Annotated in this window: 13 protein-coding genes; 1 reads left to right on the plus strand and 12 read right to left on the minus strand. The window is 44.0% G+C overall.

Annotated features, from left to right (window positions below; genetic code table 11):
• Window positions 1-85: 85 nt before the first annotated feature.
• From EKN16_RS09220 to EKN16_RS09230, 3 genes are all read right to left on the minus strand, one after another.
• Entirely contained in the window at window positions 86-1,678 is a 1,593-nt protein-coding gene (locus EKN16_RS09220) for a response regulator transcription factor (RefSeq protein WP_232016321.1), read from the minus strand.
• On the minus strand, window positions 1,675-3,435 hold the full coding sequence (locus tag EKN16_RS09225) for a sensor histidine kinase (protein ID WP_125655661.1): 1,761 nt from the start codon (window positions 3,433-3,435) through the stop codon (window positions 1,675-1,677). The genes EKN16_RS09220 and EKN16_RS09225 overlap by 4 nt, the downstream gene beginning before the upstream one ends.
• A gap of 366 nt (window positions 3,436-3,801) precedes the next feature.
• Entirely contained in the window at window positions 3,802-5,427 is a 1,626-nt protein-coding gene (locus EKN16_RS09230; RefSeq protein WP_125655663.1) for a family 10 glycosylhydrolase, read from the minus strand.
• A 230-nt stretch (window positions 5,428-5,657) separates the two neighbouring features.
• Here EKN16_RS09230 and EKN16_RS09235 point away from each other — a divergent pair, with 230 nt between their 5' ends.
• Window positions 5,658-6,575 carry an aminoglycoside phosphotransferase family protein gene (locus tag EKN16_RS09235; protein WP_125655665.1) on the plus strand — a complete coding sequence of 306 codons (918 nt, stop codon included), beginning with the start codon at window positions 5,658-5,660 and terminating at the stop codon, window positions 6,573-6,575.
• 165 nt (window positions 6,576-6,740) lie between these two features.
• Here EKN16_RS09235 and EKN16_RS09240 read toward each other — a convergent pair whose 3' ends face one another.
• From EKN16_RS09240 to EKN16_RS09280, 9 genes are all read right to left on the minus strand, one after another.
• Window positions 6,741-8,150 carry a sulfatase family protein gene (locus EKN16_RS09240; RefSeq protein WP_125655667.1) on the minus strand — a complete coding sequence of 470 codons (1,410 nt, stop codon included), beginning with the start codon at window positions 8,148-8,150 and terminating at the stop codon, window positions 6,741-6,743.
• 21 nt (window positions 8,151-8,171) lie between these two features.
• Window positions 8,172-9,053: an AraC family transcriptional regulator gene (locus EKN16_RS09245; RefSeq protein WP_125655669.1), complete on the minus strand. Its 882-nt coding sequence runs from the start codon at window positions 9,051-9,053 to the stop codon at window positions 8,172-8,174.
• 77 nt (window positions 9,054-9,130) lie between these two features.
• On the minus strand, window positions 9,131-10,549 hold the full coding sequence (locus tag EKN16_RS09250; protein ID WP_125655671.1) for a sulfatase family protein: 1,419 nt from the start codon (window positions 10,547-10,549) through the stop codon (window positions 9,131-9,133).
• 1 nt (window position 10,550) lies between these two features.
• Window positions 10,551-11,111 (minus strand): adenylyl-sulfate kinase, encoded by a 561-nt coding sequence (gene cysC / locus EKN16_RS09255; RefSeq protein WP_125655673.1) that lies wholly within the window; start codon window positions 11,109-11,111, stop codon window positions 10,551-10,553.
• 27 nt (window positions 11,112-11,138) lie between these two features.
• Complete coding sequence (locus EKN16_RS09260; protein WP_125655675.1) at window positions 11,139-12,143, minus strand: Gfo/Idh/MocA family protein; 1,005 nt, start codon at window positions 12,141-12,143, stop codon at window positions 11,139-11,141.
• Window positions 12,136-13,560, minus strand: coding sequence for a sulfatase family protein (locus EKN16_RS09265; protein ID WP_125655677.1), 1,425 nt, complete (start codon window positions 13,558-13,560; stop codon window positions 12,136-12,138). The genes EKN16_RS09260 and EKN16_RS09265 overlap by 8 nt, the downstream gene beginning before the upstream one ends.
• A gap of 42 nt (window positions 13,561-13,602) precedes the next feature.
• Window positions 13,603-14,406, minus strand: a complete 804-nt coding sequence (locus EKN16_RS09270) for a sugar phosphate isomerase/epimerase family protein (protein ID WP_125655679.1) — start codon at window positions 14,404-14,406, stop codon at window positions 13,603-13,605.
• 46 nt (window positions 14,407-14,452) lie between these two features.
• Entirely contained in the window at window positions 14,453-15,559 is a 1,107-nt protein-coding gene (locus EKN16_RS09275) for a Gfo/Idh/MocA family protein (protein ID WP_125655681.1), read from the minus strand.
• Window positions 15,560-15,685: 126 nt separating this feature from the next.
• Window positions 15,686-16,750 carry a Gfo/Idh/MocA family protein gene (locus EKN16_RS09280; RefSeq protein ID WP_125655683.1) on the minus strand — a complete coding sequence of 355 codons (1,065 nt, stop codon included), beginning with the start codon at window positions 16,748-16,750 and terminating at the stop codon, window positions 15,686-15,688.
• Window positions 16,751-16,940 lie beyond the last annotated feature (190 nt).

Genomic DNA, 16,940 nt, shown 5'->3' on the forward strand with positions numbered 1-16,940 from the left:
AAATATAAGCAAAGTATAGAGGAAACTTATACTTTCTTATATTTTTACAAAAAGAAAAAGGCCTGTTTCGGCCTTCTTCGCTTTATTATTTAAATTTGGCTCTAAAAGCATTCGGCGTTTCTCCCGTTATTTTTTTGAAAACTGTTGAGAAATAAGATATGCTGTCAAAACCGATCTCGGTTGCAACAGTACCAATACTCTCGTTTCCTTGTATAAGCAGTTCTTTTGCGATTAGGATACGATGCTCATTAAGATAATCTTTAATGGATAAACCTGTATCGCTTTTAAAAATTTTAGAAAGATAGTCGGGTGATAAAAAGACGCTCGACGCTACATCCTCGCGATTCAGATCCTGAAAGTAGTTATTGTGTATGAAGGTTTTAGCCTTCTCTACAACACTTTCGGATTGTTTCACTTCTCTTAGATAATCGATTGTTTTATTGGTTACGAAAGCGGCCCATTTCATCATGTCCATGACACTATGTTCCGATTTCTGCAACAATGTTTCAGAGATTTTATCGGAAAACAACCTGTGTGCAAGAATTTTATTTTTATACAGAATCGAATATACGATCTGCATAAAATCTTGCTTGATGGAATGCAGGGTATTGGCATCTAGTTTATTTGAATCAGCTAACATCTCTAGATCTTTTTTAAGCTTATTTACGATTTGTACCTTTTCTCCTTCTATAAATAGCTGCTCAAATACATTCACATCAAGCGTATACGATTCATTCGTTGCATAATCGAATCGGTCTTCTTGATAATGAACTTTTCCTTTAAAAATAATGTTCTTCCTGTCCATGACCTCTAATGTAGTCCTCGTTGCTGTCAGCATATCAATCGCTACTTTCTCGCTGATGTAGCAGGTCGCAGTGCAGTGAAAATAATCCCGACAATAACGGATTAGCTGTCGGCATCTAGTTGTAATCTCTTCCAGAGAACTATTGCCCCTTAGTATCGTCGCAATATAATAACGATCATGTTGCTGATAATTGATAACATGACTAGGATTCAGGTTGTCCAACATCATTTCAGAAGTTAGATTGAGGAACGCATAAATAAAGGTGCTTTCTTCCCAACTATCCTCAATTTCCGTTTTTCCGATGCTCGCTAATACGAGAAAATTGCCATATTCCAATTCTAGAGATAGATCTCTCTTCCGAATTTCGCCATGAATCAGATCTAAGCGCGGTGAGATTCGGGCAAATAATATGTCTCTCCAGAAGCTTTGTTCTACAAATGCTTTATTTTTTAACCAACTCACGCCGAATTGGCTGTATTCTTGCAGCTGATTCTTCGTTCTCAGTGAATTTACTGTTTTGGATAGCGCCGATTCAACCTTACTTTTATCAAAAGGCTTGATCAAATAAGCATCAGTATTGAAGGAAATAGCCGTCGAAGCAAATTCAAAATTTTCATGACAAGAAAAGAAAATAAAAGCACAATCATAATGGTTCTCCCTTACCCATTTGATCATGTCAAGTCCAGAACCTTTTGGCATTTCGATATCACAGATGATGATATCCGGTTTATTGGCTTCGAGTAGAATCTTAGCATCCGTAATATTATGCGCAGTTAGTATGCTATTAATTCCAAATGTATGCCAGCTAATGAAGTCACGCATAACCTCTACAGTTGGAATATCATCATCAATCAAGAGACACTTCAATTTCATCCCTCCTCAGCTTGATCCACGAATGATTGATAAGGAAGTAAAATTGCCACCTTTGCGCCAGAAGGTTCGTTGTTGGAAAGCTTTAAAAGTCCATCCCTCTTATAAAGTAAACTCAACGTTTTCTTGATATTGGAAATGCCTATTTTTCGCCCCGTATCATTGAAATTAGTATCCACGGCATTCACTTCTTCAATAATCTCCGTGGGAAACCCTTCCCCATTATCTTCAATGGTAATCAAAATAAAGTCCTCTTCTTGATTCGAGTATATTTCCACTTTAATAAATATCGACAGGATGTCTCCATAAACTAACGCATGCTTAAAAGTATTCTCTATAAAGGTTTGTATAAGAAATTGCGGCAGCATATGCTGCTCCAAGTTTTGTTCTATATCAATCATATGGAAAATATGATTGGGGAATTTTATCTCTTGCATATGAATGTAATTTTTCACATGATCGATTTCTTCTTTTATTGTTACGTTCACCAGAACTCCCTTGAACGTATATCTCAGGTACTCCGACAAATAGTTGATCAGTTGGCGAATTTCATCGCTTTTATTTTGATACGTGAGACTGGAGATGGTTGTGATGGCATTTAAGAAAAAATGGGGCTTAATTTGCATTTGAAGATATCTAAGCTCAGCTTTGTTTCGCTCAAGCTTTTCTTCATAAGAACTAATCTTTAACAGTTTTATCTCTCTAGTCATGGATGTAAATGAATGAAACAGCCTTGCAAACTCGAAGGACTCCTTATGCGGTGGCAAATGGTAATCCCAATTCCCCTTCTCGATTTCTTTCGTTGCTTTGACAAGTTCAAAAACAGGCTTGATAATTTGTCGCGAAAGTGAAATTAAAACGAGAGGAACGATAACTATGGAAATGACTCCTAGAGAAATAATCATCCATTGTATAATATCCAAACCGGAAAAAACGCTCTTGCGTTCTATAATATTCGAAATTCCCCCGATCTCCGGTATGTCCTCTGAAATGATAAAATATTTGTCATCAAGCTTGAACGAGGTATTCAGGTAATCTGGCAGCGAATTCATATCAAAAAGAAAAGGATCGGAAACAGAAAGCAATTTTCCGTTTTTTTCTGTTAATACATAATGGTTTTGGAAATTTGCAGTCTTTCTCACATTATTCATAAGGGTATCTGCTTTTACCATCGCCCCAATCAAAATGTCCGACACCTTGAAGCTTTTAACTTCATAACTTATTCCATTTATTTGCATCGAGGACCATTCTCTTCCGAACACCGTATTCCTCGTGAATTTTTCACTCTTAAAATAATCGGATAAAGTTGGTTTTTCTTTTGAAAGTATGTTTTTACCGAACTGCATCAAAAAAATATCTTCACTAGGCTCCAAAATAAATAAAGCATCAATATTTTCGTTATTGGAAACTTTAGAGATTATCATATTTTTTAATCGTAAGGCATCGAAGTATTTGCCGCTCTCATCTTTTTGCGGATATAGAACGACGTCATCTATATTATTTTCAAATACTTCATCTAAATCTTTGGAAACACTGTTTAAACTGTTTTGGATATTATTAATGTGTATCCCCATGGTGTATTTTGAGTTATTAACCATATTAGTTTCAACTACATTGAATGAATATACATTGCTAATAATCAGAACTGCAACGAGAATTGCTAATATCGACGTAATCCGTAATGAAAATTTGTGAACTAGTGATACCTGCTTTGTCCCTTTAAACATGGCAACCTTCCCTCTATACATAACCTTAATCAAAGAGAGTGCCTGAAGCCTTAACTCTCCTTAGCCTGTGAACGATAAATTCAGTTTCCTGCAAGTTTATAAATAGTGTTTTCATTATAGTATTTCTCAAATAATAATTCAGCTGTTGTTATTGATCAACTTATTTATTTTCGCTGTGAAGTCTTCAGTCGGTGCTGCCAATGGTAATCGTACCGGTACAACAGTTAAGCTATCCGCACACGAGCCCATGCGGAGAGCGATATATTTTCTTGACCTTAATCGTTTCCCCCCCACTTTTTTAGCCCCGACAAAATTAAAAAAACCGCCAATTAAAATTGACGGCAACCTTACAATCTAAAATGTCTTCAGTGTATACGCCACCATATTTCGTCCAGAGCATCAGCTCGCAATAGATGAACTAGCTTGTCCATAATAAGCTTGAAGTGCGGGTATAAGGCCAAGTGGATTTTTACGCAAATCTTTGGCACTGAAGAATAGATCACCGCTTACTTCAGGATGAAGCTTATTATACTTCAACTGATTAATGATTTCCTGGGCATTCTGCCAGCCAGCCTCAGTCGTGCCGAGCTTATAAGGCGAGTGTCCGATATACAACTTCACTTTCGTTCCCTTTACTTCATTGGACCACCAATCCACAAGCGTATCATATCGAGCCGCAGAGAATGATAGGCTCCAATAGATTTGGGGAGCGACATAATCGATCCAGCCATGCGTAATCCATGCTCGTACATCGGCATACATGTTGTCATAAGCTGTCACGCCTGCTTTTGTATCCGAGCCGGTAGCATCCATCGCTTTGTTGCGCCATACGCCAAAAGGGCTGATGCCGTAGCTGACTTGCGGTTTATCTCTATGAATCGTCTCACCTAATTGTCTAACGAATTCGTTGATATTGTCACGACGCCAGTCAGGTATCGTTGCAATATGGTTATTATTATACATACGGAATGTCACGTCATCATTGAACACCCCGTTAGAAGGATAGAAATAATCATCAAGATGGACGCCGTCAATATCATAATTATCTACGACTTCCATAATGGTATCGATAATATGCTGCCTTGCTTCTGGGATACCAGGATTGATGTAAAGCAGATTACCAGACTGTACAATCCACTCTGGATGCTGTTTCGTCACATGCGTGCTATCCAGCTTATCGATTTTTGTATCCGTATTTGCTCGAAAAGGATTGAACCAAGCATGGAAGGTCATTCCTCGTTTATGTGTCTCTTCAATCATAAAGGCTAGCGGATCATAATCAGGAGCTTTACCACTTGCACCCGATATATACTTGGACCACGGAACAAGCTTGGAAATATAGAAGGCATCAGCAGAAGGCCGAACTTGGACGAATACAGAATTCAGTCCCATTCCCTGCAGCTCATCCAGCAGATTGATATATTCCTGCTGCTGCTTGGCCGAATTTCCGACAGCACTCGATGAAGGCCAGTCCAAGTTATAAATGGTAGAAACCCAAGCTGCTTTCAGATCCTGACTCCCACCGTTGTTACTTCCGTCACCATTACCATTATTCCCACCTGGCTGCGGAGAAATGCCTGCGGATAATAATGAAATCGTATACGCTTTCTGATCCCAATTGACCTGAAGACCGAGCTGTTCTCCGACAAAACGCAGCGGAACCATCACTCTTCCCTGTTTGGAATCAACAGAAGCATCTAATGGGACTTGGTTTCCATTAACAAGCGCATACTTCTGTCCAATTGTCATCGCAATTGCAGTTTCTGGCCATGTAATCGTAACGGACTTTGATGTCTGATTCCAGTCAACGGCAGCGCCAAGACCTTCGATAATCACTCGCAGGGGCACCAAAGTTAGATTGACCTTAGGTAGTACATAAGGTGACACATCGCTGTTAATCTCCTGTCCATCCAGAAAAATCCGGATATTCTGGGCACTCTGTGCGGACGCTGGCTGATACATCGTAGAGATCGACAAGAGCAATACAACAACAAGAAACATAACCATTCGCTTGCATACATTCATTAAAAAATCCTCCATTAATTATAACGTCTTTCATATAGACGCTTAATAATGGAATTTGTTACTGTAAAATAAGAATAACCTCCGAACATCGGAGGTTATTCCACGTTTTTGTAATGAACATGTTACGAGAGGAGGAAAAAAACCTTCCCTGAAGAATATGTTAATTTTGAATATTTAGTTGTACGAAGTAGTCCTCGATCTCTTCGAGGAGTGGAGGTAGATATCTAAGGATGAATAAGCGCTATTGTTTCAATCAAAATGAAATCGAAAATATAATTAAACGTTTTGGTAAAGAATTTTATGAAAAAGTTTTGAGGGATATTGACGTATATGCTGTTAAGTGGACTTTAACCTCTTTTCAATTTATTCCTTCCTATTCTGCAAACTTAGTTTTTAAATGCTATTCAGAAAACTTTGGTAGCGTAGTGCTGAAAATAGGCAATCATTCTTTCAGAGAAATATTTACAGAATTTAATACTTTGTGTCAATATAACGGCAGACGATTTTGCGGAGTTTTTGACGCTGATATTGAAAACGGCGTCATACTTGAAGAGTGTGTGCAGCCGGGGAATCCTTTAAGGGATGAGAGTTCTCTTGATAAAAGACTATCTGTATTTTGTTCCCTATATAAAGGCTTGCATATAACGCCCGCTAAAGCAGAAATATATCCGACTTACACAGAGTGGATCGGCAGGATAACAGAATACATGAGCAAGCGACAAGATTGCAAAGAATTATATTTGTATATGAAAAAAGCAAAAGATATATGCTTATCGGTTTCTACTTTGTATCCACAAAAGATGCTGCTTCATGGCGACTTTCATCATGATAATATTTTACTTGGTAATGATGGAGAGTATATAATTATCGACCCAAAAGGTGTAATAGGCGATCCTGTATTTGATGTTCCACGTTTTATATTAAATGAATTTGGTGATGAAATAACTACTGAGTTATATAAGAAAATAAACGATATAATAGGCATCTTAGAAAAAAAGCTTAATATTCCAAACGACATACTAAAGCAATGTCTTTATGTGGAAACTGCAATGGGAGTATGCTGGAGCGTAGAAGACGGCTCAACCCCTGAGGAATATCCGAGTCTTATAAAAAAAGTTGCTTTCGCAGAAACAATTTTGAATACTTGATTGCTTATTTATACTATTCGATAACACACGGAAGTTAAGTTAGTTCATCATTTTCAAAAGCAAAGCTGTGCGTGAGCTGAGAAATCTATGTGTACCAGCCCAGTCGCGCACGCCTTTGTAAAGTTCGGGGTACAAGCTGCATCGTTGGTTCAGCTTCTTGGACGACTAAAGCTTGGCTCCATCCAGCAATTGATGACGCGTCCACTCATTGCCTACAATGGGGTCGCCATCGGCCGTGAGCTGTTCATATAGCCGCCAACGAAGCTTCGCTATAGTCGCTGCGTTTTCTGGATTAGCAATTTGATTGACAAGCTCTGCTGGGTCAGCGTCAAGCTCATAACACTCATCTACATCTGTTAGATTCCAAATGTACTTCCACTTCTCCGTTCGAATCATACGCTGCGTATACAGTCCGAATTGTTGACCGTTATAGGTTGCTACGATTGAATCCCGCCATTCTGGAGTTATCGTATTCTCAACATTCATAAGCAGCGGCATGAGTGACCTTCCCTGTAAATGACCAGGATCACAATGCTGCAGCTCCAAAAGCTCAAGCAGCGTAGGCGGCATATCCAATAGATTATAGACAAAATGATGGCATGACTTCCCCACCTGCTGCTCACCTGGCAGTCGAATCATTAGCGGAACACGAACCACATCGTCATAAAGTATATAATGCTTATCCATCATGCGATGAGAACCGCACATATCACCATGATCCGCCGTAAAAATAACAATCGTATTCTCGCTCGCCTCCATCGCATCAAGCTTGGTAAGGACTTTGCCAATTGCATCATCTAACTGGCTAATAATGCCGTAGTAACGGGCAACGATGGGGGCCCAATCTGTCCACGTATAATGCTCGACTCCCCAGCTATGAAGCTGCTGACGTTGGATATAAGGCTTTCCTTCAAGATTATCCTTGAAGCCTGCCCACTCGGGTATCGAATCCGGGTTATACATTGAAGCAAATCGACCAGAAGGACGACATGGCAAATGAGGCTCAGAGAAATGAAGGGCCAAATGCCAAAGACCACCGCTGGCCTGCAGCTGCTCAAGAGTCTCAATCGCTTGATCCGCCAACCAGTGCGTTGCAGAATCTTCTATCGGGACAGGATTCGATTCACCGAAATAGCCGTTCGTAAACACCACGTGCGGATAACGGGTGGACATAAATGAACGATAGCTATCTTCTCCCACATAACTGCTATAACCGAATGAAGTGGGATCATAGACCGGATTCACCCCCCATTTTCCTATAAAAGCCGATTTATATCCATTCTCCGCAAGTGCTGCTGTCCATGAGAAATCCTCCGGCTGAAGCGAGGATACCGGCAGAGAAGCCTTATCGTTCCATAAAGCACCGAAGGTCTCCGGCCTCCTCCCGTTAAGAAAAGATTGCCTCGCTGGGCCGCATACCGGTATATGCGAATACGCATGATGAAACACCGTACTCTGTGCTGCTAAACGATCCAAGTTCGGAGTCCGAACCGGATACTGCTCGCTGTATCCGACACAATCGTAGCGAAGCTGATCGGCCGTAATCAATAGAACATTCGGTGGACTTTTATCCATGCTGCGTCCTACTTCCTTTCCCTAGCCTGTCATTCGATACTGAGTGGGGGAGCATCCAACATGTCTTAGAAACAGTCTATTAAAGAAGGATTGGTCCTCGTAGCCCACCATCGTTGCTACAACGATGACCTTCTCGCTTGTCTCCAGCAATAGATGCTTCGCCCGCTCCATACGAATCTCGTGCAGTGCCTCGAATACACTTCGGCTGTACTCTTCGCGCATAAGTCGGTTGAGCTGTCTAGTGCTCGAGTTGAACAACAAAGACAGCGATTGAAGCGTAATCTTCTTCTCGTAGTTTCGCTCCAAATAACCATAGATACGTCTGGCCGTCATTTCACGATCCAACTGGCGCGGCGAAGGAACGGCTCGATGCTGCTGCATGAGGGTATAATACCGAGAAAGCAGAACGAGCAGCTCAATCATTTGCAGCCGGATAATGGTAGTATGACCCAGTCCCCCGCAGCCGATTTCTCTAATCATGCTCTCAAGAAGAGTCAGGACAGAAGCCGCTTCCTGTCCATGCAGATTAAGACGGTGATTGAACCTGACGTCATGCTTCAGAAACGGATGAACATAGAAATAATCCATAGAGGCCGTTATTTCGAGCTCACTTAGCAGCGCATCGGGAATGAAAGAAGGCATGAACAAACAGTTAATAATTTCAAGCTGATCTCCCGGTTCCACGAAATAAGCATGTGTTTCTCCAGGATTAATAATGAATACATCTCCGGCTTGAACCGCATAGCTTGAACCCTCAAAGATATGCAGTCCTTTACCCCGAACCACATAAACAAGCTCAACAAATTCGTGACCATGCTCGTCAATAGACCCCTGCACCGACCGATTGATCCAGAAAGGGAATTCCACTTTCATTAACTCCTTGCTGCTAATAATAGCCTTCATCCCATCTCACCCTTTGTCAAAAGACTACCACTCGTTGGTTCGTAGTTTGATTGGTGCTGGTATTCATTAAATCTTAATCAGTCGTGACTGCGCGAAGCCTGATCGAACCTCTCTCGATCTGGATCCCGACTCCATTCCTCCCAAGACATGCCGGCAGCATCCAGAATTTGCTCGATTCGTCTTCGAAAGGGCAGCCCCTTCTCTTCCAGCTGCCGCTCCATTGGATCCTTGTTCCCGGATAGCTTGGCTGCTGTCCAATCGTTCAATTGTCCCTCAAGTAAATCAGCTAGCTCTGGCTCCTTATCCGCAAGGTTGACTGTTTCCGCAGGATCAACAAGCAGATCATACAGCTCTCTTGCTGGGCGGTTGAACGGTCCCGAATCGTAAGTACAGATAAGCTTATAACGTTCCGTCCGTATCCCTCTTGCGGCCTGCCATGCACATTCGCTTAAGTAGATTATTTCGTGCGTGCCATCCTCTTCTCCTCTAATCGACTTCCATAAGCTTTGCCCGTCAAGGCCTGCTGGATCAGCAAGCTTCGAGCTGTCTATATCAGCAGGCGCTTCCGCACGGACCGCCTCCAATAGGGTAGGCAGCAGGTCAACTTGCTGCACAAGGCCTGGAACCCTTCGACCAGCCGAGATTCGTCCAGGCCAGCGCATGATAAGCGGCACATGAACAGTTGGTTCGTACAGTCCGCAATGATCCCAGTAGATATCATGCTCGGTCAGACTCTCACCATGATCGCCGAATAGAATCATTAAGGTGTCTTCTTGAATGCCTAGCTTTAGCAAATGTTCATCTAATTCCTTCAGACAATCATCCAAATAACGGATTTCAGCATCGTACAAAGAATCGTAATAGTCACTATCCGTCACTGGACCTACAAGGTCATAATGATGGTGCTTAAAAAACGGATAGGCTGAATGATTATACGCCTGCTCCATGCTTTTGTTTCGAGGATCGAATGGATCTTTACTCTGATCGTAAAATTGTGGAATATAGGATTGCGGCGGCAAATACGGAGTATGCGCATCCCAGTAATGAAGGAAGAGGAAGAAGTCCTCCTCTTGATGCTGCTCGATCCAAGGCAGCGCCATATCGTTAACCGTTCGCCCATCAATCCAACGATTACCACCTACACTGTTCAGATAATACTTGTATCCTCTCGCGAACCATTCTTTGAGCTGATATAAATTATCTACCGCCGCAGTCGTGAAGCCCGCAGAACGGAGCAGCGCCGGCAGCCATTCGACAGATTTGGGCAGTTGAGTCAGCTCTGATCCATGTGACACAACCCCTGTCGTCAGTCCAACCTTTCCCGTAAAAATGCCGGTATGTGCCACCTCTGTCGGGATATCTGCTGCGAAGGCCCGCTCAAACAACACGCCCTCACTTGCAATTCGGTCCATATGCGGACTTGTAGCCTTGCCGTATCCATAACTGCTTAATCGAGACGCACGAAGAGTATCAAGTGAAATAAGGATGATCTTCATCTTATATCCAATACTGCATTGTAGCTGCTTGGAGTTGTGGTGAAGCTTGGTCCATCCAGGTTAGAATGGTTTGACCATTTTGCTCCAATGTTGAAGTCGAAGTACACAAGGTAAGCGCCGGATGGGCAGGCTCTTCATAAGGGTCAGAAATACCGGTAAAATGATTCACTTCACCGGAACGAGCTTTGGCATACAGCCCTTTGACATCCCTCATCTCGCATACATGGAGGGGACATTTCACATAAATCTCCACATAGCTTGGAAGCTGCTGACGTGCGTACGCTCTCATTTCATTGTATGGCGTAATGGCCGATACAAGCACATCTACCCCATTGCGTGATAGCAGTCCTGCCACATAAGTGATTCGCTTCACGTTCTCATAACGATCCTCCCGGCTGAAGCCGAGTCCCTTGCAGATCGTTTCACGCAAATCGTCTCCATCGAGCAGTTCCACGCGTCGGCCCTGCCCCCTGAGTTTCTTCTCCACATATTTAGCCGTTGTTGTCTTACCGGCTCCAGATAATCCAGTAAACCATAAGACAGATCCTTGGTAACTGTTCATGTTCGTTTTCCCTCCGTATCTCCTGCCTCAGCCTTTTGTAGGTAGTGTCACAGGTATTCCACCTAGCTGATGTGAACGAATTGCCGCTTCAATGACTTCCTGCGCAGCAAGCGCATCGGCCCCTGATGCCGTTATTTCTTCCGGTTTGGTGTCTCTTTTAATATCCGCAATAAATCGGTTAATTCGCTGATCGAATGTATCGTCAAAACCTTTCATTCCACCGAATAGCGGGTTTCTCACAACCGTCAATTCATCCGAATGATGCGGGTAATAGGTCATGCTTTCGTATACATTGTCAATGACAATACGACCTTCACTGCCAGCCACCTCACAGTATTCGATGGGGTGACGCATGGACATATCGTAGCTTCCAGTAAGATGCCCGACCGCCCCGGAGACGAACTCCATATTCACGGAGACGGTGGACCAGGTTTGACGACCTGGCGCCTTCATCATAAAAGATTGAACTCTCCTCACATCGCCTGCGAAATATCGCATCACGTCGATCGAATGAGGATGAAGCGCGCGCATGTGAAGCCATTCCGCATCCTCCTGCGGATTGTGAATAGTCAATCGCATGTTGAGAAATAGCAGTGAACCAAGCTTTCCCTCCGTCACCAGTTCCTTGGCCTTATATGCAGCAGGAGTAAAGCGGTGATTCAAGTTGCAAGCTAACCGGACTCCTTTTTCCCTGGCAAAAGCAACCATCGTCCTAGCTTCTTCGATTTGATTCGAAATCGGCTTCTCGACGAATACGTTCTTCCCTGCTTCAATCGCCATCATCACTGGTTCGAAATGATGACTGCCTTTCTCCACTCCTGCTGTGGCAACAACGACTACATCAATATCTTCTTTAGTTAGCAGTTCATGCAAATCTGTGTAAAAAGGAACTTGATGCTCGCTTCCCGCCGCCTCAGCGCGATCTGACAAAAGATCACAGACAGCGATAAGCTCGGTATCTGGATGCCGTCTGTAAGCCTGGCAGTGAATTTTGCCAATATGATTAACACCTACAACAGCAACTCTAATCATGAGATGCCATCTCTTCTTTCGCCTTTTCTGCTGCCTTATCCTTCGATTGAAGAGAAATCGCGTTACCGATTGAGCCAATATAGAGGGAGTCATAAGCTTCTTGAGAAGAGGTGAAGATTTTCCCTTGGCCGCTCCAATTCACATTGGTATATATCGGATTAGGACGATTCACCTGCTGCTCACGCTTCATAATATGGTTGTTCATCCGCTGCTGCAAGAGTGCTACCACTTCAGGCTCCTGATCAGCTACATTCACATTTTCCTCGGGATCATGAATTAGGTTATACAGCTCCACTTCAGGCTTGAAATGAAAATCCGGCTCCAACGCACAGATCAGCTTCCATTCCGTCGTTCTCCATCCATGCTTGCGCATCCATGTACATTCCGAGATGTAGAATTCACTGATTAGATCGCTCTTCTCCCCAGCTATTGCCGCTGTGAGCCGTCTGCCATCGAACTCCGTTTTTGTTGTGATCTGCAGCAGATCCAGAATGGTTGGCATAATATCCGAAATGAGAGAAACGTCAGAGATTCGCGTACCCGCGGGTACACGACCCGGGAATTTCAGAATGAGCGGAACAACGAGCGTGCAATCATACAGGCCATGATGATCATAATAACATTCATGCTCATTCAGCGTTTCCCCGTGATCAGAAGTGATAACGATTAATGTCTCTTCTTCAAGTCCCATCGCTTCTAGCTTCGTGAACAGACTTTGAATGGCCGTATCCATATAAGCAATGGCTCCGTCATATTGCGCCGTTACATACTCCGCATCCGTTACACCTTCTGGAATCCAAGATTTTAGATAATCGGCAAAAGGCTTGAATGCATAGATAGGTTCCATCGATTGATTATCGGCTTCGAGCTCGTCTTTTCCATAGAAAATTCGTTCGAAAGGAGCTGGCGGCAAATAAGGAGAATGCGGATCCATATGCCTTAAGAATAAGAAGAACGGTTTGTCTTCCGCAGCAAGTCGATTTAGCTCTGGAATGGCGACCTTATTCAAATTCTCCGCTTTAGGCGCGCGTCCAATCTCCTCATCTGGCAGCCAGGATTCATAGTCCAGATAAGTTTGGAACCCACGTGAGGATGGGTTTCCCGTGAAGCCAATACAGGTTGTATTATAGCCGTTCTCGCCAAGTACCTCGGCCAGTGTTTGCACGTGTCCGCCTAAGGGACCTTCGTGTCTAAGGGCTACAACATCTGTTCCGAATACATCCATTCCGGTCAGCATAGACGCGTAAGCAGGAGTTGTCGGAATACTTGGGCTAAAATGCTGCTCGAACAACACGCCTTCTGCGGCAACCTTATCCAAGTACGGTGTCGTCAAACGGGAATATCCGTAAGCACTCATATGATCACGACGCAAGCTGTCAATTCCAAAAATAATAACGTTCGGCTGTTTATTGGACATTGGGCGGTCCTCCTAAAAGTTGATAAGCCACTAATCAAGCTACTATCTTGCGTTCAATTTCTTTAAGCAAGCATTCAAATATCCGTAGGATTCTGCCGCTACAATGGAGACCTGCTCTATCGTATGATGAGGCTGAGCTCCAATGACTTCTAACACAACTGGGCCGTTATAGCCGCCTTCCACCATCGCCTGACAGTACCCATTAAGGTCGATTTCTCCCCTGCCGCAGGCTTGAAGCGCAATTGAGCCTGGACCTTGCTCCCTGCCTTTGCAATCTCGAATGTGAATATGCTTCACTCGGCTTAGCACAGCTGGGAGTGCTTCCTCCGCATTTTCACCAGATCGATGAATGTGACTGGGATCCATATCGATGCCAAATGCAGAGGACGAAATTGCCTCAATCGCTTGCAGTGTTGTTGGTGTGTTGTATATGGAACTACCAACATGTGCTTTTACACACAACGTAACCCCATATGAAGCAGCTTTCTCCGAGAGTCGAGCTAAGGTCTCGATAGATGATGTGAGATCTTCCTGAACACCCGATTTCCCGCCTGGTCCGACATTAACAATCGGAATTCCGATTTCCGCCGCTGCTTCGAATGCAAATATCAGCCTTTCTTCGTTCAGAGAAGCAACCTCCATCGATAGAAACCGAAGTCCATTTTCTTGGACAATGGCTTGCAGCTCTTCTTTTTGTTCCCTCCAACGGCTAAGATCAAGATGCTCGCACATTCCTTGTATGGCTGCGATCTCCACCCCATCGTAACCGCAAAGCGCGATGATCCTCGCTGCCTCGGCGAAGCTGAAAGATTGGAACAATACAGAATTCACGCCTAATTGAATCATGAATGATATCCTCCTCGATTATCTAACAGTTGTGTGCAAGCAAGCTTTATTTCATGAAATGCGGATCGCCATGAAGGGGCGGCAAAGGATAAGGACGAACAAGCTCTCCTCCGCGCTCATAGGATTCGATTACTGCGAACGTATACTCCAATACAGCTAACGCATCTCTGCCATTCGCTCGAAGCTGATCAAACGGAACTTGATTGGATACATCTTCAAGGAACGCATGCAGCCGGTTATTGAAGGTCCGGTCGAAATTGGTTGTTCCATAGTCTGTTATCTCTGGCACGATAGGCGTACTGATCGCGGGAACTCCCTTTTCCGCTTTCCAGAAGGATACTTTCTCTACACAGTTCTCAATGCAGAAAGTTCCTCGCGTACCCGCCATCTCCAGGCTCCACCAACCGCCAAGTCCATATACCGCATCGCCCCGTTGACTGAGTAGGTAACCAACCCCGCCGTTAGCGAACTTCAGATGAATGCTGTTAATTGATACCATGACATCCCCTGCACTTCGGCGGAAGCCTGGCTTGTCAGAGAAGGTCTGAATATGGGTAATGTCTCCGCAGAAATAACGCATGACACTAAGTGGATGAGTTAGAAAAGCCTTCATATGAAAATACGGATGACCTTTGACTTTAGGAGAACCCGCGAGCCCATAATTCAATTCCCCGCCATTGAAGCCCATTTTAGCTAAGCAATAAACCAATTCACCAATGTCGCCATTATCCACGTATTGTTTTGCTTTTTCAGCAGGCTCCGTAAAATAGTGGTTGAGATTACATCCCAGATATACCTTCTGTTTCTCTGCAAAAGCAACAAGCTCTCTTGCCTCCCGAATATCATGGCAGAGCGGCTTTTCAACTAAGACATGTTTGCCATAGCCAATCGCCTCCATGGCCGGTTCAAAGTGCCAGCTTCCGTTATCGATCCCACCTGTGGTCACATCAACCACTTCTATATCCGATTCATTCTCCAACATATCTTTGAGACTGTAATAGGCCTTTACTCCGTATTTCTCAGCTGCAGCGTCTGCGCGCTCCTTCACGACATCACAGACGGCCACTAGATTAGCAAGCTCATCTTCCTTATAACAGGCTGCATGGAGATTACCGATTCCGTTCAGGCCTACAATACCGATTTTCACTGTCATGATTTCGTTCCCGACCTCCGCGAAGCGTAAGTGGAAACTTCACCTCCTGAAATTTTTTACAATACTCTATACGAACATATATCTTGGAGTAGTTAATGATTAGCAATGCTTTTGCAGAGAATAGCATTACACTTCCGCTATTGCAGGATCGCTTAGCAGAACGCGTCTACCTTCCTTCGCGGATACATAAGTGGCTAATACCATACGCAGCGAGATCCGGCCTTCTTCAGCTGTTGCCAAAGGAGCACTAACGCCTTGCATAAACTCGGCAAGCGGCTTCGCTAAGCCTCGAATGCGATAGCCATGATTCGGTGGAGAAGGAATGTCACTCTCCGACCACTCCCCTGCTGCTGCGATATACGTTCTCAGCCCCACAGTTCCTTGCACGCGCGGTACGTTGCAGCTAGGCACATCCCCGAAATTTTGCATAATGGAGCCAAGCTCGCCAATAATCTCTGTCGTGTTCTCCGCTGCTGTGCAGGTGAAGGAACAGCTTACTTCTGCAAGTGGTCCACCCGGGTAACGAAAGATAATAATGCCATTATCCATAGGAACTCTTGGGTTATAGAGCGATTCAATCTCCGCAGTTACACTCTCAGGGACCCCAAGCAGCCAGTGGATAAAGTCAACTGGATGTGCGGAATCATCAGCCCAAATATCACGATTAAGCGCAGGATCGACATGCCAGGTATTGGCGAAATCGGCGTTTAATCCAACCGGAAGGCCATGTCTTCGACGGACCATGAAGATCTGACCAAGCTCACCATTCTGAAGCGATTGTTTCATCTGAATGTTCTGAGGGTCCGCTCTCATTTGCCAGGCTAATGTAAAGGAAACGCCATACTGCTGCACCGCATCTACGATACGATCTGCTTCTGCCATTGTTAGTGCCATCGGTTTTTGCAGGACTATACGTTTACCCCTCGCTGCGGCAAGCTCTACCAATTCAGCATGCTTGGAAGTCTCGGATGCAATAACTACCGCTTGAATATCGGGGCGTTCTAACAAAGCAACGACATCCGCATACCCCTCAAATCCGAATTGCTTTCTTGCTGTATCCAGCCTGAGCGCATCATGATCCCATCCTGCGAGTACCTTCACTCCATAGTCAGGATTCTTCCATTCCTCGCAGTAAGCGTGGACATGCCCATGAGCAAATCCGAGTATCCCAACGCCAATCGTTTCGATCATACATCTCCTCCATCGGTTCCTAGATGGTTTCGTGTAAACGTTTACTCCCTCATCATAATCAACCTTATCCTTCGTTTCATGGCTGATCGGGACAATAACTATTGCGATTGGGACGATTTCACAAACAACTTGTGATCACCCTCATCCCTTCACAGTTTCCAGCTGTCACAAAAAAAGCGGATCACATCTA

This window comes from Paenibacillus baekrokdamisoli (assembly GCF_003945345.1).
Lineage (GTDB): Bacteria > Bacillota > Bacilli > Paenibacillales > Paenibacillaceae > Paenibacillus_Z > Paenibacillus_Z baekrokdamisoli.